Genomic DNA, 22,302 nt, shown 5'->3' with positions numbered 1-22,302 from the left:
ATACTGAATATACCTTTAATTAGTATATATTTCGTTGATTCCTCACTTATTGTCTAGGTAACTTGAATTCATCCTTATATTCACTGAATTTTCACTTGAGAGTCATACGTGTCACTAATAGCGGTATAAACATGCAATAAATATAAAGTTCATAAAATATTCACAATTTTTATGAAAAATATAAACATTTATTCCAATATATTCTATATAATAAAATGTAATAAGGCTTCTATGAATCTCATAGAATACCTTACCCCTAATAAAAAGAAAAAAGAATCCATTTGGATTCTTTTTTCTTTTTTAATTACATTACATATTTATATAAAGCATGTGCCACACCATGTTCTTCATTTGATAACGTTTCGTATTTGCACATTGCTTTTATTTCTTCAACTGCATTCCCCATTGCAATTGATATGTTTGCTTTTTCCATCATAGAAACATCGTTTAGCCCATCACCTATCGCTACAGTGTTTTCAACCGAAATATTAAGATGTTCTGCTAAAGTATATAATCCATTCCCTTTTTGAGCATCTCGATGATTAATCTCTAAATTGTGCCAATATGAAGATGTAATTGCTAAATCTGTATTATGAAGAAATGTTTCTTTTAGTTTTTTTAATTTCTCAATATCATAAGAAAATGGTAATAGTTTATGCACATATATATCTGTTTCTACAATTGGTTTACAACTTTCCGCACTATGAAACGCTGTATGCTCAAGATATAATGCTGCGATTGTTTCTAACTCTTTCAAGTCGAAATTTTCTTTTGAATTCTTCACATACTCAATTTCATTACGTACACTCTCTACTCCATAATCCGGCACATACACACCTTTATCAGTATAAAGCTGATAATATAAACCATTCTCTTCAAGATATTCTACAATTTCAAGTGCCTGCATATTTTGAATTGGATATCTCTTCATCATTTTTTTATCTTTATATATAAGGGCGCCATTTTCCGCAATGATTGGACACTCTAAATCAACTTCTAACAATAATCGCTCAATGTCAACAATAGAACGTCCTGTACAAATTGCTACAACATGACCAGCTTCTTGACATGTTCGAATTGCTTCTGCATTTTCTTTACTTATCATTTTATTCCCCGAAAGAAGAGTTCCATCTAAATCAATTGCGATTAATTTCATTATTTCTTCACCACTTTCTATAAATACACGAGTTTTAATTAATTATTAGGTATCGTTTTCATACAACCCTCGTGAGGTACTTCTTATTTATAATTTATGAAAAGCGTTTCAGGTCAAGAAATAATTAAAAATAAAATCCAAAGCTTTTCTTTTTAAAAAAGCTTCGGATTTTAAACTATGAATTATAACTAATGTATTTTGTCTCACACATGTACACATTTTTTTCTTCAGTTGGGATATATACTTTAAACTTTTCTAACCGTTTTCCATAGACATGAATCGTAATAACGCTTTCATTTTTGCTGATTTCAAGAATATGACAATCCGCTGGTGGAATTACTTTATCAGTTTCTCCTTCTCCCAAATAAAGATTTCCTGTATGTGTTAAATAAACAAGTGAATTTCCAAGTTGTTTCGTTTGTATAAAGTTCTGCACCATTATCCTTCCTGAAAATACGCCTTCTACTCCCCATGTGCCGTCATGATCATGTAAAGGTGTAGATTGTCCATCTTTCCATACGAGAGCTAGTACTTCAAAACGTTTGAGCGGATCTTCATACAATAAATGTCGTGCATATTGAGTCAAATTGGCCTTCTGTTTATCTAACGGAAGCCATGTTTTCTTTTCTAAAAGTTCTTCTAATAATTTTTCAATGCCACACACTATTTCTTCTTCAAATAAACTGTTTTCCATAAGATCTGTAACACCTTTAATAAACTTTTGAAATGATTTACTTCCATTACAAGTCAACATAAGAATCCTCCTCTACGCTTTATATAATTCCATATTAAGGTAATTTTCGAAAACTCACAATTGAGAAACAAAAAAACAAGATGCAAATGTATGCACCTTGTTATGATTTTTATTTGGCTTTCAATCGAATAGGTAAGTATTTTAATGTTTGTTCATTTTCTAATATACATGTTTCTAAACAGAAAGATGGAGATAGCTCTATTTTTTCAAAAGCATTTATAAAGGTAGTTAATGCAATCTCAGCTTCTAAACGTGCAAGTGGTGCTCCTAAGCAAAAGTGAGGACCTTTCCCAAAGGTTAAATGTTTTTCATTTCCTGTTCGATGTACATTAAATTGAGAGGCTTGTGAAAATTTTTTCTCATCTAAATTCGCTGCACTAACCCACGCAACAATCATCTGATCCTTTTTCATTAAAGGACCAAATATATTTGTATCCTCTGTAATCCTCCGGGCCAATGTAACAGGAAAGCGATAGCGTAATACTTCCTCAATCGCTTTTGAAATTAAGTTAGGTTCTTTTCTTAACTCTTCATAAATTCCAGGTGAATCTACTAAAAAGCAATAAAAGCTATTAATAATTAAATTTGTAGTGGTTTCATTCCCAGCCGCTAGTAAACCTAATGAAAAGGTTACAATTTCCTCATCGGTTAATCTTTCGCCTTCATATTCAGCTCGAATTAAATCAGATATGATATCATCGGTTAAATGATATCTCTTTTCCTGAACAATCGGTAGAAGGTATGCTTTGAATTCATTTAATGCTATCCCTTTCTCGGCATCCAGATCATTAAACTTTTCTTTACTATACGGCATAAATAAAATATCAGACCATTCTTTAATTTTTTTACGATCTGTTGTTGGGACTCCTAATAAATCAGAAATAACGGTAACAGGTAAAGGTGCAGCAAACTGTTCAACGATATTAACTTCACTACATTTTTCGATATGTTGTACAAGTTCATCTGCGATAGCCTGTATTCGAGGTTTCCACTGTCCTAAACTTCTTGGAGTAAATGCCTTAGAAACAATGGAACGTACATTGCGATGTTCTGGTGGATCTGTAGAGTTTATATTTATTCTAGTTTCTAAAGGAGGAATTGAGAATTGTCTGCGCTCCCTTCTACTTGAAAATAAGCGATAATCTGATAAAACACGATTTACATCATCGTATAAAAAAACATTCCATACATCCTGCTCTTCATCATAATGAACTGGGTGATTATCCCTCATCAAACGATACCATTCATATGGATTCCATAACTCTTCTTTTGTTTTCAGCTTTGAAATTTCATGAACTAAAATAACATTTTCAGGTGAAGCCATAGTTCTTTCCTCCCTTTTCTTTTACAATAAAAGTGATAGGTCGGCAGTTCAAAGTTGTATAAACTATCATATGTTATTTTAACATATACAAAAGGAGAGTTTTCATTAGAAAACTTGAGAAATATATAAGGGGGAGTTTTATGTACGTTGACATTTTACTGCTAGCTGAATTAACGACAGGACCAAAACATGGATATGAAATCAAAAAAAATGTTCAAAATCGTTTAGGTGAGAATTTTGAATTAAATCACAACATGCTTTACCCTGCCCTTCGGCGCTTTGAAAATATGGGTGCTATAACGAAAAAAATACATAAACAAGTCGGAAAACCAAACCGAAATATGTACGATATAACAGAAACAGGAGAAGAAATTTTTTCTGAAATGTTACGAGAGTTTCCTGAAAAACTTGCGACAAACAATACAGAATTTCTAGTTCGTATTGCGCTATTTGAAAAACTTGACTATGAGGATAGAAAAGAGATTTTGACTGTACGTCAAAACGTACTACATAATCAGCTTACTGCTATTCAGACTCTAGATGTCACCTCATCTTTTATTACTGAAGTCATTGAATTTAGTAAATCACGAATTGAACATGAATTGAGTTGGATTACATCACTTATGAAAAAAATATGAAAAAATAACAAGAAAAGTTAAAAACAATGAATGAAAATGATATTTATTATCAATACTATGATTAATAAAAGGGCAACCACGATTTGGCTACCCTTAAAGAAATTACACTTCTGGATCAAATGTTTTGCAATCTGTTTCTTCCGTTGTAGATGCATGTTTACCTTTATGACTTACTACGTAAATTGCCTCTGCACTACATTTATTACCGTTTGCCCAAAATTTACAGTTGTTTACTTCACATAAAACGTCTTGTGCCATAGTATCACACCTCCTTGTTCTATTATCATTAACAAAATTCGGAGGTATGATACTATTTGTCATTCATTTTTTATTCCCTTTTTAGCTTTCTTAATGGTTCAATATCTCCTCGGACAATAGCATCAATATTTTCAGTTATTTTTTCAATGTCAAAATGCCACCATTGAATTTGCAATAATTCTTGGATTATTTCATTTGAAAATCTCTCTTTTATTTTATTTGCAGGGTTTCCACCAACAATTGTATATGGTGCAACGTCTCTAGTCACAACAGATTTAGCTGCAATGATTGCACCATCCCCTATTTTTATTCCGGGCATAATTGTTGTATCCATACCAATCCAAACGTCATTTCCTATAACTGTATCACCTTTATAAGGTAAATCAGACAAACTAGGTGTATACTTCTCCCACCCATTTCCAAATATATTAAATGGATATGCTGAAAATCCATCCATTCGATGATTCGCTCCGTTCATAATAAAGTTAATTCCAGATGCAATACTACAAAATTTTCCAATTGTAAGGCAATCCCCTAGAAATTCATAATGATGTAATACTCGATCTTCAAATGTTTCTCCATCTTTCGTATCATAATAAGAATAGTCACCAACAAGTATATTAGGTTTTGTTATTGTATTTTTTATAAATTGAACGTTTTGATTCCCTTCAATAGGGTATTTAACATTTGGATTAGGATTCATTTTGTACAGCACTTCCTTTACCACTTATTTCACTTTCCACCACTATTACTGGCTTTAAATTGTATATAGGTAAAATAAACAATAATCCAATTATAAAAAGTAAAGCCGTCCCTTCATACATCATACTTAATGAAAACATCTCTTTTAAAGAACCGGCAATACTCATCGTTACCACCATTGAACCAGTAAAAAGCGGACTTAAAATACCATTTACACGACCTATAAAATCAGTATCGCTATTTTGAATAATAAGCGTATTAATACCAATTTGGATACAAGGAAGAGCTAAACCACTAAAAAGCTGCGCTGTAAGTGTCACCCATAAATTTGTAGAATATCCTATAATGCCAATACCAATTGCTTGACCAAGCATACCGATAATTAACATCTTTTGCGGAGCAACGTTTTTCGCAAATACCATCGCTAATGCTCCGCCAACAATCATTCCTGCACCATTTACTGTTAATAGCCACTGTAAACTCTCTTTTGATAACCCTAACTGCTCAGTCACAATAAATATACCTAATGGCTGAATTAATCCTATACCTAGTCCTGCAGCCATAAAACAAAGCCCTAGCAAAGTTAATGCTTTTTTCTTTTTGACATACTTAATACCATCCTTCATCTCCTGCAACAGAGTGATATCTTTCTTTTCTACGTCGTTTTCAAGATCTTTTGGAAGAAATAACAATACAACTGCCGCAAGTAAAAACGAGATACCTGTTATGATGATTGAAATATAAATTCCAAAACTATGAAAGATAAATGTCCCTAGGATTGGTCCTAATACCATAAATATTGCAAATATCGTTTGATATATAGACATTGCTAATTGAATTTGTTCCGTTGATAAATGTTGTTTAAACAACTTCATTCCAGATGGTTGTGAAAACTGTGAAAGGATTGCAGAGATGAGTGTCACAAAAAACACAATTTTCCACGTTCCAAACATAAGCGTAATTAATACAGCGAATACTGAAATGGAACTTAACGTTTCACACCATATCATTGTCTTCTTTGGCTTCCACCTATCAGCAAAAGTACCGCCAATAAATGAAAAAATAAAAATTGGAGCGAATTCAGCAACTGAAATCATCGAAATAGCAAAAGCATCACCTTTTGTCATTTCCATTACATATAGTAATACCGCAAAGTTTCGAACCCATATTCCTATTTGTAAAAATAATGCTGATGCTAAAATCCCTTGAACAAACCGATTTTTTAATACTTGTGATACCCCATTGTTTTGTTTCGTTACTACATTTGTCGACATAAAAAAGCCTCCTATTTCATGTTCTGAACAGGAGGCAGCACAAATCATATAAAAAGACTATATATTCGCAGAGCGAAATACATCCCTTTTCTATAAATGTACAGACTAACCCTATTCAGAAGAATATTTCGTTTTTTAACGAAGATCTCTTATAAATAGAATTAGTAGATCATCGGGATGTCTTCACCCTTCCGTTTCGAATTTAAATAATACATACATACTCTATGTAAATCATTTTCGATGTATGCATGTCTCCTTTTAACTATTCTAGAAAGTTAAAGGTAATTCCTCTAAAGAACGCATTAAATAGTTACCTTGCCATTTAATTTCTTCACGATTCCCTTTTATTTGTAGTTCAGGCATTCGATTAAACAAAGTAGTAATAGCAATCTTTGCTTCCAACCTAGCAAGTGGGGCACCTAAGCAGAAATGACTACCATGACCAAAGGCAATATGACGATTATTTTCCCGAGTAATCTCGAATACTTCTGGGTTTTCAAATACAGTTTCATCACGGTTTGCAGAAGCTAAGGCAATGACAACCATATCTCCTTTTTCGATTGTTCGGTCGTGAATTTGAAATGGCTCCGCTGCCCATCTTGAAGTTGTAACCTCAACTGGAGAATAATATCGTAATCCTTCCTCAATAGCAGCATCAATTAATTTTGGGTTTTCTTTTAATAACTGTAATTGATTTGGATTTTCAAGAAGTGCTAATACCGTATTTGTAATTAAATTCACTGTCGTCTCGTGTCCTGCTACAATTAATAGCATTATCATTGAATATAGTTCCCGAGCGCTAAGTTTATGCCCTTCACTCTCTGCAAGTATTAAAGCACTCACCAAGTCTTCTTTTGGCTCTTTTCTTTTAATATCAACTAAATAATGAAGATATGTAATAAACTCAGATAGTTGCTTTTCAGTTTCTCTTATTTCTTCTGGTGTTTCTGGGTAAGCAATGACAGCATGAGACCAAATTCTAAATTTCGCTTGATCTTCTTTTGGAATACCGAGCATTTCACTTATTACAATGATAGGTAAAGGGAACGAATAATCATCAACAAGATTTAATGAACCCTTTCGCTCGACTTCATTTAACAAACCATCTGCAATATCCTGTATTCTTCCTTCCAATTGCGTGATCATCTTCGGTGTAAAAGCTTTTTGTACGAGTGATCGTAGACGATTATGGTTAGGTGGATCTGAATTTAACATATGAGTAGTTAAATAATCACTATTGTCAACCGTAAGAAACACATTCAATGCATCTTGAGGAAATATATTGGCTGGATCTTTTTTTAAGCGACTGTCTTTTAAAAGCGGCAAGGCATCTTCATATCTTGTGACAAGCCATTCCGCTCCTAGTTCAGTTTTATTCACAAATAAGATAGGTTGCATTTTTCTAGATTCTTTATAAATTTCATACGCATCTTCTTTAAATTGAGCTGAAGCTAAATTAATGCCATCCTCTATTTTTAGTCCAACTTTGTTTTTCATTGACATTGTATTCCCTCACTCTCATTTGTTTTTGAAAACCAACCCAACATATGCATTATACTCTAATAAAAACGTGAAAATTGTAAATTTTTAATCAAAATCTTACTTCGTATATTGAAAAATAAAAAAGTGAGAGAGTAAAATCGTTTCACTCTCTCACTTCTCTTTATGCGAAGCACATAAAATTACTAATTTGTTGATAGCGATAACTTACTTTACGACGACGACCACCTTGCCACGTGTAACCTGACACTCCATTTCTTCTCACTTCAGTCGGGAAGAACCATAAATCCCTTCCGAAAGGACCAGGACGATGTAAGCGTAAATAGCCCCATCTTCCTAGACAGTTACACATCCATGATTTCATATTACCTGGTTGTGCTGGAGAAGCAAATGTAGACGGTAACGACGGCGCTTGTGACGGTGGTGGTGACGTTGGAGCATCTTCCGCATCATCTGGTCTGTAATCTTCTTGTTCAATATCTCTCACTTCATTTGTAGGTTCATACCCGTAGTTTTGTGTATTGTAATACATCGCTTGATCATATGGATAATTTTGTTGATTATACATATTAACAAATCACCTTCTTTTCATTCATTACCTTTACCATTCATATGTGATATGCCCTCGCTGGGAAGCTTATGTATAGCCCAAATTCAACTTAAAAAGCTCGTATTATTAAAAATACGAGCCTTTCAAAAATAGAATGTGTTTATTATTTCCTTAACTTCACACTATAAAAACGCATTTCATCTAACGTACCTTCAAATTCAAATACTTCTTGTTTAATTAATTGTTTCAAGCGATATTCTAAGAAAGTATCTCCAACCAATTGTTCAACAAGACCAAGTGCTTCACCAATTACTCTAGGAGCTTTGAGGAACTCTCGATCAGCACCCACACTTTTCGCGCATTCAATTATAAATTGATCAAAATAATCTTCTTGTACAGAATGCACTTCATTTTCTTTCCACACTCTTAAACATTCTATGCTTTCCGATAATCTATCCCACTCATGTTCAAACTTCATTCGCTTCTCTTCAGTTAAATAAGGTAACTTTATAAAACTTTTTTGGAATAAAGCTAAACTTTCAGGTGGTAATTCTCCCGTTCCACGAATATCATACTCTTGTTTTAATATTTCTCTACTTGCTTCAGACGTATTAACAACTCGAATGTTTTTCTTATTCTTTAATTGTGCTATTACAAAACTTAGGCCTACATGTTCATGTGCATTATCAGCCTTCCAAATTGTAATAGGCGTTTCAACAGGAATAGTATGTAGTTCTTCTATAGTTGCTATAAATCTTGATAAATATTCTTCTTCAAAATAACTATCATAAGCAGTTAAATTATTTATTAACCACTTCTGTCTTGCTAGTTGCCCCTCATTCGTATGCAACTTATATATCGGTCCAATTGAAAAGAATTCAGAAAAAGCAACAACACTCTCTTCATATAACTCTTCTTGGCTTAACATATATTTTAAGCAACCAGCCGTTGAATCATCAAAAGCAATATGTACGTGCGTACTTTCTATTACATTCCTTTTATAAGTAGGATTACTCGTTAATTGTTTCGGAATATCCATCAAATTTTTAATTGTATCTTCACTATAGTTTTCTTCTAATAAGTTTAACTGTATGAGAATACTTTGAAGTAAATCTTTAGCCTCATCTTCGTACATATCCCCTACAGCATTTTTAATTTTATCTATCACACAAATCCCTCTATTCATTTCAAAAATAACGTAGATTATAGTGTATCATTTTAGTATAGTTCTTTAAAGTCAAATTCACATTGCTACAGCAATCTGGATTTTCAACAAAAGCTCTCCTTATATTTTTGAATTGCTAAATATTTTTACTTTGAAAATCCTTGTATCTAAATGTATAATTATATAAAAACAAAAATATAGGAGCTATATTTATGGATAAAGTACTTACAAATTATAAACATTACTTAAAAAATTGGAGATTTATATTTATTTGCATACTACCTACTATTGCTTTATTCGTTACTTTCGATGTCATCTTTGAACTATTGTTTCATCAAAATTTCTACTTATCTAACTTAATTTCTGCTATCATATTATTTTTAATATTTATTAACATTAAAGATAAATTTAAAATTAAAGGCTAAAGAACAATATTTCAAAATAGCCTTTTATTATTGCATCCTACTATAAAATAAAGCTCGTAGTAGATTTTTATAAAAAATAAGAGCACCCTGCAATTGGATGCTCTTATGTGATTAGAGGTTTTTTCTGAGTATTAAGTAGGACACAAAGATCTTGTCCTACTACATAATATATGCTTATACTTATTATTTCGTGCATGTATTAAGCACCATGTTCAGGTACTTAATATATGCATAGTCATTACTAAAAAATCTACTCAAATATTCACTGTACAATTTCATATTTATAAATTAAAAAACATCCTCAATGGATGTTTTTTATCTAACGATTTTAAGCTTCCATAAACTTAGCCGGTACACCAATTTTTTCAACTACAGAAGATATATTAGTAGGATTAATCATTACATTTTCAATACATACTAATTTATTTTCTAATATCCCATTCTCTGTAGTAATAAGTTCTTCAAACCGATCTAAAGTCATTGAGAATTTGTGTTCACTTCCACCATTCATACTAACTTTTACATACTTCATAGTGTCACCGCCTTTCATAATAATTTACATTTCGACAAGAAGGCGCTTACATCCTTTTATTTACTCTTAGATTTCTCACGTTTACATGTATTTTGAGAAAAGAAACTACTATTATTTACTCACAAAGTTATTGCTAATAAGAAAGATAAAGATAACAATGCACAAAGTGGAATATATAAACAGGTATCCATTCTAGCAAAGTGCGTATTTTTTTGTCGTTTAAAGATACCAAAATAATTAAACTCACCAATTACTCTAATAGAAAAGATGATCATACAAATCTAGGAACCGACTTGAATAATAAAATTAGGAACTGCAAAATGAACAATTTTTGCTTGTTGCAACAAAATTATTGCTATCATACTTAATAATAATGCAATGAACATTGTCATTCCGGCGCGAGGTGTAAACGCCTTTTCCCCTGATTTAGTTGGAATAACACTATTTGTCCCCCAATTACCTCCGAAAGCCCAATATACATGTAAAAAGCTAACTAAGAATAATATACAAGCAGATATATATGTAATGATAAGCATTTTATCCTCCCCTTATTTTAGTTCCTATCTATAAAATATGCTATTCCTCTCCGCAATAGCAACTTTCATTTCATTACATAAAAAAACCGTAATGATTTATCAATATTAAGATAAGTCATTACGGGGTTATTAAACTTCATTATGCATTATACCTATTTCTTCGGCGTTCCATCCTTGTTTGACCTTGAACTGCATTTTCTTTGTATGGATCTATTTGCTCTGTCATTTCATATGTTGCAACTGGTCCTTCGTACTTATGCTCATTTATCTTTTCTGGCATTTTACTTTTGGATTCTTTCCCACCAAACTTAAATAGTTTCATCTTTAATTTCGGTAATCTTGGAAGACGAATCTTAAATGATAATCTTTTGCGTTTCTTTTTTGGTCCAAGTAGATTTATATTTTCTTTATTATTATCTTTCTCTTTGCGGTGAATGAACATCGCAAGTAATCCTCCTATTACAAGTCCTCCAATTAATAGTAATATATATACATAATGGCTTGTCATTAAACTCGTTATGCGTTCAAGTATGACTAACGACTGTACTTCTTTTATATCCCATAGTAAAGCGGCCCATAATGAGAATAAGCCCAAAGTAAGTCCATATGTACGAAAACGGAATAAACATGGTATTAACGCGACACATGCTGCAATTTTCGCATTTGCTATGATTGAGCTTGTTGAAATATCCTGATGCCAAATAACTAACAGTAATGTTATAAATGGCGCATACGCTATCCAGCTACATATACGTGAATACATCTTTTTAGCAAAATAACTACCGAAACTAGTAAAAAATAAAAGTCCTCCAATATATATAGATTGTTCTAGAGGGATTTGCTTTATAAGTCCTGCAATTGGAAAGAGGACGCTCAATAGCATTAAGAGCACATCTAATTTCTTCACAATTCCCCATTCCTTTCAAATTTTTTCAATTAATAAAAATCGTTTTTCCATATGATATAGTTTTTGTATTTCTAAAAAACATATTAATCCTGTCTGCACATAAAGTAAATATGTAAACGAAAAGATACTTGACAAAGGATATCCTTATTTACATAAAAAAATGACAAATCCTAATCGATATAACGAGCAGGATTTGTTTACTAGTATTTAAAGTAGTGTAATTGAATCTTACTTTTCTACTTTTACTACATCTACATCCAATTCATCATCAAATTCTTTGAACTCTCTTGCGTCTATGTCAGTAATATAACTCTTTATTACCTTTTCCATATGCATGGAATATGTCATGTGTACATTCTTTTTCGAAATCATACTAGAATTACAGCACATGTAATGTATCATTTTAGCGATATAATCCCTTTCTACAGGTTTTACACCTAATGGTAGAATTTCAAGTATATATCGATGAAAAGTCCCACTACAATTAAGTGAATATTCACCAGTGCTATAATACATCCCTTTTTGATCTGCATATAAGCCAATGCTATCTAGAGCATCATCGCGTACTATTACACCGTAACTTGGTACATCAAAACCTGTATTTATTCTAATAATATTTAAATTTGGAACCTTTAACACCTCTGGAACAATATCAGGTAAAATATCTGTATTAATTTCTTTATTTTGTAACTCTTTTATCCAATATTTTCTCAAATTTGCATCTACAATGAAGTAAACTTGTTCATTTTGTTCTTTTGCATATTGTACAATTTCCATTAATGTTTCGAAAACATATTGTTTAAAAAGAGCCCCCATATCATTTCTCTTTGATGGTTGTGGTAAAAATGCATTATGTTTATTTATATTTAATATTACGTAATCAATCGTTTGCCACTCTGTATTCCCATATAATTTATATAAAATTTCTTTTCCTTTTATTTTTGAAAAAATAGGTAAGAAATCAAATTTCGATATTCGTTCAATTGATAAACTAACATATGTACAAGGTAAATTTATCTTATTCCAACTACGCTTCAAAAATCCTTTTTGTTCTAATAGACTAAAAATACTATTTACAATTGTTTTACGAGATACACTTTGGCCTATAAATAAATTAATAAATGTTGAAATACGGTTTGTTCGTGCAAATCCCTCTCTAATGATTTGTTTTGGATCAATTTTTTCGCGTCCATCACAATTTTTCATTGCGATTAATGCTAATGTCGCATCACTGCGCTTACCCGCGGTAGCATAGACAGCTTTCTTAACATCATCTACAAGATTTGTTTTATATTTTTGGCAATATTGCATTTTATATGGATTTTGTAACACCTTTTCAATATTATATCTCACAATCTTTAATAACACTGGAAAATCTGTATTCAATACATAAGAATTTTCACCAACTTTAGTCAAAACAATTTCACTCTCAAGTAATGCTTGTTCTATTTCCAGCGCTATATTTTCAGACCAAACTTCTAATGTTAATGCCTCTAATCCTTTTGGTGCAAATAAAGGAAATAATTCATTTTTGTTATTTGTTGCTATCTTTTTACATTCTGGAAGTATTGTGAAATAAGAGAATTTACGCTGAAATTCTTTAAATAAATACTCTCTTTCCTTTACCTTTATACCCGGTTCTATTTTAGTACCTTGAACTTTATAAATTCTCTCATTGTATGGAAATAACACCCTTTTATTTTCTCCTACAATATAATCTTTCGGATATTGGAGAATATGGTCTAAATCCACCTCTCCCCCTATTTGAAAATCATCTTTTAAATTTCTAAATATCTTAATCCATTTCATACCGGTTGTAGCTTGTTGTATTTTTAGCTTTACAAACCGGATTTTTTTATTATTTGACGCAAACTCTGAGGTAGAAATCAATATCATGCCTCGTTTCCGTCTTAAAAGTAAAGGAATATCTGGATGATTATATTCTTGATAAAATCTCCGGATCCCTATTGAAATATTTAATAATGGAGCGTTCTCACCACCGCGGGTTATGCATTCGAATCGATATACATAGGAGAAAAAATCTTCTGTTTTTTCATCTTTTATCGGTCCTGACATCGCCTCACAAATATTTTGTGATCTAAGAGGAGAAAAATAGATTTCTTCTTCATTTGTATTTTCTAAATATATAGGGCGCTCACAAAAAATATGTGAGATTAAAGCGGGCACCCACTTAGAATACGTTTCATTATCATGTAGTACTGGCAAATTAGAAATCAAATCGGATTGCCATTCATATTTTGGTGGCTCTACTAATCTATTTGGCTTCCAATCATGAATAATCTCATACCAACTTTGAAAAATATAATCGAGCTGCTCTTGTTTAATAGGTTCTTTCGATACAATCCATGGTGTATTTTCATTTAATACGTACGGATTATGCTGAATAAACAATATATCGGAAAACATATCATACAATCTTTCATTTAAACGTTTCAACTTACTCGTTAATAAAAACGTCTTATAATGTATCTCTACGATGTCAAGCCATTCAATAGGAAAGTATATAAATGATACCTCTTCATTTAAAAGGGGTTCTACTATATTTTCAAATGTTAACAGCCTTAATTTTTTCATAAAATGATTCCTTCCTTTCTGTAGTTGTCTTGATTATCAAAATGCTAGAACAATAGTTACTTAATCTAATCCATTCAAACCAAGTATTTAAAAGAAAAGTAAAAACTGTTTATATAAATAAAATTTTATCAAAACAACTCTTTTAAAAATTTAAAGTAATTATCATTTACAACACCTCTGTATATTTGTATTTCAATACATTTAAATTATACATTTTATGTGATGTATTGTACTTATCATTTACAATAACTTTACAGAAAAACAAAAAAGAACACCTTAAATCGGTGCCCTTTTTACAAATATTAACCTTTATGTAATTGAACATATAGATAACATGAATCCTCCAAATGAAATTGCTCCTAGTAAACCTACTACAAATCCTGTTAAACAAATACAATCAGCAAGACAAATAGAAGACTGCGATAATGGAACAAATGACCTACTTGTACTCGACCCATATTGTTTTATTTTCTCATAATTCATATCTAACATTAAATGTAGACATGTTACACCATCCTCAATAGTATGTAGAGATTCTTTTTCTAACCGCTCCAATAATTTACTATCAAAAGCAACTGCTAGAGGGTACTGCTTATCTAATTTCATATTTTGATAAATTAGTTGCAAACGAGATAATATATTGTTTTTCTTCTTTTCAGATGTTACTGTACATTTCATATTATTAAATTCATTTAATAATAGTGTCAATTCATCTCTTTTTCCGTATAAATCTTTAGCTATTTTTCTCTTTAGTTTATACGAATGGATAATAGATTTTAGTTCAATCATATTCATACACTTCCTAATTACATATTATTTACCCAATTATTTTATAGATAAACAGTACTTTTTAATCTTATTTAAATTACACTCAAGCATCTTCATTTACTATCGATTAACATTACATTAACCTTACAAAGTTGTAATAAATTCATTAGCTAGAAGAAATCAATCGCTAATCTAGACAGATATTTGATAGTAAAACCATAAAAAAAGCAATGATTAGATTTTAAATCTAGTCATTGCTTTATCCATCACATCTTGATTACACCTATATATCTTATTGTTACTCTTTCACTTGAATGATTGAATATATCCATTAATAATGGCTATATTCTTTGTTGGCACGTACATATATAAAACTAATGTTTTTTAATTGATAAAGTGAAACTTTAATTAGTCCTCACCAATCGGGCTTTTACGGACAGCCCGATTGGTGGGATAAATAAAAATTAAAAAATATAAATTCTAGTTTCATATCTTTATACTTACTAAGTTCAATTAATTTCTCAATAATTATGGTGCCATTTCCTATATATTTCCGTCTGCCGCTTAGATTTTTCTGTACTATAAATGCCAACACCTCCTAGTAACCGGTTTCTATGATGGTTAAGAAATTTCTACAAAAAAAGCCCTGATTAGGGCTTTTTTTTCTATTTCTCCAGCAAAGCTCTCTATGAAATTGCTAATCAAAAAAGACACACTTAGATTGATGCGTCTTTTTGTGATGCCTCTTTTGTGAAATCATATAAAGCAATTGCGCCTAAAAGGACAAGTATACCTTGAGGAACATCTAGCAAAATAGTTTTCCAAATTTCTGGAATTACCCATTTGATATCTGCTGCTGTTTCAAGATATGTTTGGAAATAGCTTATTGTAAAATTAATTATCCCTAAAAACACAAACAAAGATAAACCAAATCGAATTAATTTCTTATTTGTAAACATATAACACCTCTCAAAATTCATTGGATATTCCTGCTTTTGCTTCTTTATATTTCCATATCCCTATATTTAATTTTAACACATAAAGAACTCAAAAAGATACAATATGCATATTTGCATATTGTATGAACAGCATTCCATGATGATTTAGAAATTCCCGTAAAGAAAAAGTAAATCCGTTACAATTAACAGAGCCGGTTTCTTTTCTTATTTAACTTCATACCACCAATCTTTACGTTCTTTGATTGTAAAATAAGTGTGACAGAATTTTATCCAGTTAATTCGTAGACAATTAAATGAGCTAACTTATCGATATTCTATTTCGCCATATCCGTAGCACTAATGACTTTACGCAAATTTGACAAGAAAAAATATATAGCTAGGTATGATCCATACCTAGCTATAACATTACTTCTATTCTTTATCCAATTACATCTTTTACGTCTGTATCCACTGGCCACTTTTCTAATGTATAAGCCATTTCCCAAAATGAATATTCATATTGACTGCTAATAATAAAATGCTGTTTCATACGCTTGCGGTCTGCCTCTGTTACTTTTTCAGCGATAGTATCTAAACGTGTAATTTGTTCTTCAACTAGCATACGGAACCAATCAGATCCATAAGCAGAAATCCATTCGTTATAAATTTGCTCTTCTGGCTGACACTCTTTTAAACGCTCACCAATTTCATAATATAACCAATAGCAAGGTAAAATTGCTGCAATGATATCTCCTAAATGCCCTTCATACGCAGCACGATACATATGTGAAGTATACGCATATGCAGTTGGCGCAGGAATAAAATTATCTTTTTCTTCTTTTGTTATCCCTAGCTTTTTAGCAAAATTCTCATGTAAAGATAACTCGGCCTCATATGTATTTTGAGCATGATGTGCCATACGAGCTGTCGTCTCTAATTCAAGAGCTTTTGCAGCTCCTAAAGTTTGTACTCTAGCAAAATGACTCAAATAATATGAATCTTGAAGCACATAATAACGAAAACTAGCTAAATCTAACGTTCCTTCACCAAGTTTTTTTACAAAAGGATGGTTAAAACTCGCTTCCCAAATTGAATCTACTTCTTTACGTAATGATTGTGAAAAAGTCATTTAAATCCCTCCAATAATGTATAAAATATAAGTATTTATCCACAATTATTAAAGCTGTAAAATAAAAAAACTTTCTTTACAGGCGTAAAGAAAGTGAAATTGACAGTATTTATTTACTCATTAAATAGCAACGTCTTTCCCACTTCCCTACGCTGGCATTAACCAGATCAGGTACTAAGAGTCTCAAAATCACATTTGATCTCAGCCTATAAAAGGCCCCCCTAGTGGATAAATATTTTGTTTTTATAATGTATTCATCATAGCATACTTCGTGAAACTGTCAAAAGAATTCGTTATATGATTCCCTTAAAATCCTTCTTCTTTTCTAACTTTTAATGATGTTTCAATAATCATATCTAATAGTTTGCTATAACTAATTCCCGCTGCTTCTGCACTTTTTGGCAATAAACTTGATTGTGTCATCCCTGGTAATGTATTAATTTCCATTACATATGGAATTCCGTCCTTCACCATCATATCAACTCTTGCATAAACACTACATTTTAATACTTTATAACAAGCAAGTGACGCTTTATTTACACGTTCATTAATTTCTGCTGGAAGTTCGATAACTTCCTCAACTGTACTAGTATCATCATATTTTGCATTGTAGTCAAAGAACTCGGCTGCATGTCGAATTGAAACTATAGGTAACTGTTTTCCATCCAGAATTGAACATGTAATTTCATCACCTTTTATATACTTCTCAATTACTACTTCAGAATCCCATTCGAATACAGTTTCTAGCATTGAGATCAATTCATTTTTATTATAAACGATTTTCACTCCGACACTCGATCCGCCAGAGTTTGGTTTTACTACTAATGGAAATCCTAACTTATCTAACTCATCAAGATTTAGATCCTCCATTTTTGTAAGTTCAATCCAATCTGGTGTTTCTACACCTTCATAACGTAAAATCTTTTTCGAAATATTTTTATCCATACATATACTACTAGATAACATATTACTTCCGCTATAAGGAATCCCTAAACTCTCCAGTGTTCCTTGAACTGTCCCATCTTCTCCGTATTTTCCGTGTAACGCGAGCAACGCAAAGTCAATGTCTTTCGCTTTTTCAATTAAATCCACTTTTTCATTTAATGTAATTGGAACTATTTCATACTTATTTTTATCTAAATGAGCAATCATTTCATTCCCCGTCATAATTGAAACTTGTTTTTCAGACGATACCCCGCCCATAATAACACCGATTTTCATTTTCTCAACTCCAAATTTCATTTTTTAATGTATCACCAATTATTTTAATTCCCCGAACTATTTCTTCTTCTTTCAAGCGCGAAAACCCTAATCGGAAAGTGTTCGCTCCTTCTCCATCAGAGTAAAAAACATCTCCAGGTGAAAACGTAACGCCTTTCTCATAACACTTTTGTAAAAGTGTGCGGGCATTCATATGCTCTTCTAGCTCTATAAATAAATGAAGGCCACCATCTCCAGTCATTCTTTTGAAATGAATGTACTGGTTACATGCCCCGACAGCTAACTCATATTTTTTCTTATAAACCGATCTTGCCTTTTTTAAATATTTTTCAAAATATCCCTCATGTAAATATTGAAACAGAACAGCTTGATCTAACGTAGATGTGTGGATCGTTCTTGCTCTTTTTACGCTTTCTAAATAATGAATCAGCTCTTTATCTGCAATAATCCAGCCTACACGTAAACCAGGGAAAAGTACCTTTGAAAAGCTACTAATATAAATCACATTATTGCCAGCCCCAGCAAAAGTTAATAATGGAGCTAAATGTGAACCTGAATAACGTAATTCTTCATTAAATCCGTCCTCTATAATAGGAACCTTGTATTTTGAGAATAACCTCATCAATTCCGTTCTTTTCTCTGAACTCGTAACAATACCAGTTGGATTATGATAAGAAGGAATTAAATAAGCAAAATCAAAATCTTTTTCACGCAAACTTTTTTCAACTTCATTCGTATCAATACCATCCTCATGCATATCAATCCCATGAACTTCAAGTCCATGTAAACGGAAAAGCTTAAGTGCAGCGTGGTGAGTTGGATTCTCACAAATGACACGACCGGATTTTTTTGATAAAGAAGAGAGTACAATATCCAATCCTTCTGTAAATCCATTTGTAATTAGAATATCTTTATTTGAAATGTCTACACCTTTCATTTCCATGTAATGAAGTAAATAATTCATTAACGGTCTATATCCCTTTGCATATCCGTAGTTCAATACGATGTCCCCTTCAATGGACATACGAGTAAGAAAAGCTCTTTTGAAATTTTCAACATCAAATAGCTTCTCATCCGGGGCTATACTATTAAAAACAATCATTCCCTTTTCCCAACGAACACCATGTTTCATTAAATCTAATTCATCCGCTAATGCGGTCACTGTATTAAGTTTATTTTTCCAATCTATTTCAACAGACGAATTGTTAGATATATCCACCTTCTCAACAAAGTTCCCTTTTCCTTTAACTGCATAAATGAGTCCTTCTTGCTCTAAATCTGCATAAGCAGCGAGTACAGTGTTTCTACTCACACTTAGTAATTCACTTAGTTCCCTTGTTGATGGGATTTTTTGATCCCCGAGCAAATGCCCTTTCATAATCATCTTCTTCAAATAATCTTTCAATTGAATATAAACGGGACGATCTTTAACAACTTTAAAATCCTTAAACAATTCCTTACCCCCTGCAATCATTTTTGCATATTTATTTCATTCTCAAAAGGTCCACGACATATGTATTTTTTATAAAGGGCGGTACGGTCTTACAAATCTTTTCGATATAAGTTAATTACATCTTTTAAAGCTGCAGCTGCAGCGCCTCGTGGATTAGAAGCCCCGCCAATTGTAGTAACTTGCCCCATCGTATCTGTAAAGAACGTAATTCCTTTTTCGGTCCCATTTACTTTTGCTAACGGATGATCTTTTTCTATTTCGCACGGTTCAACATTTAAATTCACATTGCCACCCTCATCCTTATATATTGATGCTATTAATTTAATAATTTTATGTTGTTTCTTAGCATTTTGTATTTGCTGTTTTGTAACGTGCTCGATTCCTTTTATATGTATATCAGTAAGTGTTTTCTCTATTTCCATTAAGCTGTTAGTCAAAAGTAACAATTTACACGCACTATCTGAACCACTTATATCTAATATAGGGTTTGTCTCAGCAATCCCTTTATTTTGTGCTTCTTTCAGCGCTTCTTCAAATGTCATATCTTCCTCATACATTTTCGTAAGAATATAATTAGTTGTTCCATTTAATATTCCTTCTATTTTATCAATACTGCAACCGGCTAAACTAAATTGTCCAATATCTAGTGTCGGTAGTGCAGCGGCTGTTGCACCGCTATATCGAATTCGTACATTTGCGCCTCTTGCTGCTTCATTTATTTCTCTCCAGTTTGTAACGAGCGCACCTTTAGAAATTGCTACTATATCCATCTGTTTCTCAATCGCTTGTTTCATATATTGTTTCCCTGGATTTCCATCTTTAAGATTTGTAACCGTTGATTCTACCAATACAGTACCACTTATGCTAGTTATTGCACGTTCCTTCGGATGATACTCTAAATATTTTTCAATTGCAGCGGTACCGCCACCATACATCAATAAATGATGAAGAGATAAGCCTTCTTCATTATGTATTGCAATATTTCTCCCTAATACGCCACTTACAACTAATTGAATCCCATATGTTTCATATATATATGAATATTTTTCATTTAATAATTTTATAAACTCTCTGCCTACTGTTCCGTATCCTGATAATACAACTTGAATTTTCATAATATCCCCCCATATTTTTCTACCAAATCCCTCTTTCAATATAATATAAAGCGCTCTCGAATTCCATCGAGAGCGCTTTATTATTACCTATTTCGGTAAACGTGATAGCTTTTCAGCAATTGTTCTATAAAACTCTTGAATGCTAGAAAAACCTAACGAGTCTGAAACACTTAACCCTACCATGTCGAGATGGTCCCAATTCGCTTTCGTTTCGATATGATTCCATTTTCCAACCTGTAATGACTCATTATTATTTACAGCAACATTAGAAGTTGGTGCGATCATAGAATTTGTATTTACTACACCATCATTTTGCCACCAAGAAGTATCAACTAACGGACGGTTTTCTTCATATCTCGCATAAGAACCTAAGAAAAATGCATTCCCCATCAACACTTTATTCATCGTAATATGCGGTAAATGTAAACCTGTTATAGGTGCTGCTTGTGATGCATGTCCACTATAAGATAAGTAATACACATCCGGTTGCGTCTTTACCCAATTATTTAACTCCTTTGCACCATCTGTACTTAAATCCCATTGACTTATATCTTTTGTATTTTTCCAAAGTGAACTATTTAGAATACGATTACTATATTGGAAAAAGGACTCTCCAGCATTTTTCTTTATACCCCATTGATCCAATTTAAAATCATATAATGATAAATTATTGTTTCCTCCAAAGCTTGCAGCTGTAATGAGTAAATCTTTAACGAACGGCAGTAGAAGACTACCATCCGCAAGTGTTGTACCGTTGTGAGGGGTTGCTAATGTTGTAACACTATGAACATATGATTTTCCGCCTTCAAATAGTGGTGATATTTTGATGTCTGGGTCATTTTTCACATAATTCTTTTCTTCAAAACTACCTTCTTTTAATAGCTGTACTAATGTTCTAATCGTTTGTCCACCCATGCTATGTCCAACTAAATGAACTTTATTTGTTTCACTCCAATTCGGCGCAAAACCACTATAAGTTCTGCCAAAACGATTATGTCCATGTTTCTCAGCATGTACTGCACCATAGTCTACTGTCCCACCGCTAATTTGTGCATACAATTCACATGCACGATCCCAGTTACTAGAAACAGGTCCAACAGCTGCGGTATGTACCGTATAACCATTGCGTTTCAAATCTTCCTGTATATCATGAACACCACCCCAATATTTTACGCCAAGCATTTCTTCTCTACCCCATCCAGCAAATCCATTCACCAATATGATAGGATAATTATTTTGTTGCCTCTCTTCAGCGTATGATATTTTTGCTGCGAATGAACATACGGTCACTAATGCGAAAAAACATATTTTTAAAAATAACTTCCCCATACTTCCTCCCCCTAATAAAACGTTTACATGTTT

At 32.1% G+C, this 22,302-nt stretch carries 21 protein-coding genes, 2 pseudogenes and 1 riboswitch; of the genes and pseudogenes, 2 read left to right on the top strand and 21 right to left on the bottom strand.

What is annotated here, in order from left to right:
- Positions 1 to 304: 304 nt before the first annotated feature.
- The 3 genes from MR143_RS13830 to MR143_RS13820 form a co-directional block, all read right to left on the bottom strand.
- Positions 305 to 1,156, bottom strand: coding sequence for a Cof-type HAD-IIB family hydrolase (locus MR143_RS13830; protein ID WP_000766388.1), 852 nt, complete (start codon positions 1,154 to 1,156; stop codon positions 305 to 307).
- 175 nt (positions 1,157 to 1,331) lie between these two features.
- Positions 1,332 to 1,910 carry a cysteine dioxygenase family protein gene (locus MR143_RS13825; RefSeq protein WP_000954441.1) on the bottom strand — a complete coding sequence of 193 codons (579 nt, stop codon included), beginning with the start codon at positions 1,908 to 1,910 and terminating at the stop codon, positions 1,332 to 1,334.
- A gap of 109 nt (positions 1,911 to 2,019) precedes the next feature.
- The gene (locus tag MR143_RS13820) at positions 2,020 to 3,234 is read right to left on the bottom strand and encodes a cytochrome P450 (protein ID WP_061884232.1); all 1,215 of its coding nucleotides are present in this window, start codon (positions 3,232 to 3,234) and stop codon (positions 2,020 to 2,022) included.
- A gap of 140 nt (positions 3,235 to 3,374) precedes the next feature.
- Between MR143_RS13820 and MR143_RS13815 the strand changes: the two genes are divergently transcribed.
- A complete protein-coding gene (locus MR143_RS13815; protein WP_000289125.1) occupies positions 3,375 to 3,872 on the top strand; it encodes a PadR family transcriptional regulator in 498 nt (165 codons plus the stop codon).
- A 102-nt stretch (positions 3,873 to 3,974) separates the two neighbouring features.
- Here the strand turns inward: MR143_RS13815 and MR143_RS13810 are convergent, their stop codons facing one another.
- From MR143_RS13810 to MR143_RS13785, 6 genes are all read right to left on the bottom strand, one after another.
- On the bottom strand, positions 3,975 to 4,130 hold the full coding sequence (locus MR143_RS13810; RefSeq protein WP_000046095.1) for a DUF1540 domain-containing protein: 156 nt from the start codon (positions 4,128 to 4,130) through the stop codon (positions 3,975 to 3,977).
- 70 nt (positions 4,131 to 4,200) lie between these two features.
- Positions 4,201 to 4,833, bottom strand: a complete 633-nt coding sequence (locus tag MR143_RS13805) for a Vat family streptogramin A O-acetyltransferase (protein ID WP_001069256.1) — start codon at positions 4,831 to 4,833, stop codon at positions 4,201 to 4,203.
- The gene (locus tag MR143_RS13800) at positions 4,823 to 6,106 is read right to left on the bottom strand and encodes an MFS transporter (RefSeq protein WP_000106397.1); all 1,284 of its coding nucleotides are present in this window, start codon (positions 6,104 to 6,106) and stop codon (positions 4,823 to 4,825) included. The genes MR143_RS13805 and MR143_RS13800 overlap by 11 nt, the downstream gene beginning before the upstream one ends.
- A gap of 267 nt (positions 6,107 to 6,373) precedes the next feature.
- Positions 6,374 to 7,609, bottom strand: a complete 1,236-nt coding sequence (gene cypA / locus MR143_RS13795) for a cytochrome P450 (RefSeq protein ID WP_000062091.1) — start codon at positions 7,607 to 7,609, stop codon at positions 6,374 to 6,376.
- 160 nt (positions 7,610 to 7,769) lie between these two features.
- Positions 7,770 to 8,174: a hypothetical protein gene (locus MR143_RS13790; protein ID WP_000282694.1), complete on the bottom strand. Its 405-nt coding sequence runs from the start codon at positions 8,172 to 8,174 to the stop codon at positions 7,770 to 7,772.
- A 145-nt stretch (positions 8,175 to 8,319) separates the two neighbouring features.
- Positions 8,320 to 9,324 carry a DUF1835 domain-containing protein gene (locus MR143_RS13785; RefSeq protein ID WP_000565702.1) on the bottom strand — a complete coding sequence of 335 codons (1,005 nt, stop codon included), beginning with the start codon at positions 9,322 to 9,324 and terminating at the stop codon, positions 8,320 to 8,322.
- Positions 9,325 to 9,533: 209 nt separating this feature from the next.
- On the opposite strand from MR143_RS13785, the gene MR143_RS13780 reads away from it, so the two are divergent.
- The gene (locus tag MR143_RS13780) at positions 9,534 to 9,746 is read left to right on the top strand and encodes a hypothetical protein (protein ID WP_000362071.1); all 213 of its coding nucleotides are present in this window, start codon (positions 9,534 to 9,536) and stop codon (positions 9,744 to 9,746) included.
- Between the two features lie 328 nt (positions 9,747 to 10,074).
- Here MR143_RS13780 and MR143_RS13775 read toward each other — a convergent pair whose 3' ends face one another.
- The 12 genes and pseudogenes from MR143_RS13775 to MR143_RS13720 all read right to left on the bottom strand — a co-directional run bounded on the left by MR143_RS13775 (position 10,075) and on the right by MR143_RS13720 (position 22,269).
- A complete protein-coding gene (locus MR143_RS13775) occupies positions 10,075 to 10,278 on the bottom strand; it encodes a hypothetical protein (protein WP_000878369.1) in 204 nt (67 codons plus the stop codon).
- 119 nt (positions 10,279 to 10,397) lie between these two features.
- Positions 10,398 to 10,814, bottom strand: a pseudogene (locus MR143_RS13770) (DUF3995 domain-containing protein).
- Positions 10,815 to 10,953: 139 nt separating this feature from the next.
- Positions 10,954 to 11,721, bottom strand: a complete 768-nt coding sequence (locus tag MR143_RS13765) for a DUF3959 family protein (protein ID WP_000732212.1) — start codon at positions 11,719 to 11,721, stop codon at positions 10,954 to 10,956.
- Positions 11,722 to 11,949: 228 nt separating this feature from the next.
- The gene (locus tag MR143_RS13760; RefSeq protein ID WP_151522672.1) at positions 11,950 to 14,316 is read right to left on the bottom strand and encodes an RNaseH domain-containing protein; all 2,367 of its coding nucleotides are present in this window, start codon (positions 14,314 to 14,316) and stop codon (positions 11,950 to 11,952) included.
- Between the two features lie 309 nt (positions 14,317 to 14,625).
- Positions 14,626 to 15,111 (bottom strand): hypothetical protein, encoded by a 486-nt coding sequence (locus tag MR143_RS13755; RefSeq protein ID WP_002164034.1) that lies wholly within the window; start codon positions 15,109 to 15,111, stop codon positions 14,626 to 14,628.
- 207 nt (positions 15,112 to 15,318) lie between these two features.
- Positions 15,319 to 15,450 (bottom strand): annotated as a pseudogene (locus MR143_RS13750) (site-specific integrase); the annotation flags it as partial.
- Between the two features lie 350 nt (positions 15,451 to 15,800).
- Positions 15,801 to 16,064 carry a DUF3937 domain-containing protein gene (locus MR143_RS13745; RefSeq protein ID WP_002082716.1) on the bottom strand — a complete coding sequence of 88 codons (264 nt, stop codon included), beginning with the start codon at positions 16,062 to 16,064 and terminating at the stop codon, positions 15,801 to 15,803.
- 397 nt (positions 16,065 to 16,461) lie between these two features.
- The gene (tenA, locus tag MR143_RS13740) at positions 16,462 to 17,151 is read right to left on the bottom strand and encodes a thiaminase II (RefSeq protein ID WP_000144512.1); all 690 of its coding nucleotides are present in this window, start codon (positions 17,149 to 17,151) and stop codon (positions 16,462 to 16,464) included.
- A gap of 127 nt (positions 17,152 to 17,278) precedes the next feature.
- Positions 17,279 to 17,384, bottom strand: a riboswitch (TPP riboswitch).
- A 73-nt stretch (positions 17,385 to 17,457) separates the two neighbouring features.
- Positions 17,458 to 18,372, bottom strand: a complete 915-nt coding sequence (locus MR143_RS13735) for a D-alanine--D-alanine ligase (RefSeq protein ID WP_016098569.1) — start codon at positions 18,370 to 18,372, stop codon at positions 17,458 to 17,460.
- 4 nt (positions 18,373 to 18,376) lie between these two features.
- Positions 18,377 to 19,825 carry a MocR-like pyridoxine biosynthesis transcription factor PdxR gene (pdxR, locus tag MR143_RS13730; RefSeq protein WP_199717853.1) on the bottom strand — a complete coding sequence of 483 codons (1,449 nt, stop codon included), beginning with the start codon at positions 19,823 to 19,825 and terminating at the stop codon, positions 18,377 to 18,379.
- 89 nt (positions 19,826 to 19,914) lie between these two features.
- Positions 19,915 to 20,940, bottom strand: coding sequence for a homoserine dehydrogenase (locus MR143_RS13725; protein WP_199717854.1), 1,026 nt, complete (start codon positions 20,938 to 20,940; stop codon positions 19,915 to 19,917).
- 87 nt (positions 20,941 to 21,027) lie between these two features.
- Positions 21,028 to 22,269: an esterase/lipase family protein gene (locus tag MR143_RS13720; RefSeq protein WP_199717855.1), complete on the bottom strand. Its 1,242-nt coding sequence runs from the start codon at positions 22,267 to 22,269 to the stop codon at positions 21,028 to 21,030.
- Between the last annotated feature and the right edge of the window lie 33 nt (positions 22,270 to 22,302).

Origin of the sequence: Bacillus cereus group sp. BfR-BA-01347, assembly GCF_022663835.1 — a bacterium.
Classification (GTDB): Bacteria; Bacillota; Bacilli; order Bacillales; family Bacillaceae_G; genus Bacillus_A; species Bacillus_A thuringiensis_K.
This window is presented reverse-complemented; position numbering and strand designations above follow the sequence as displayed.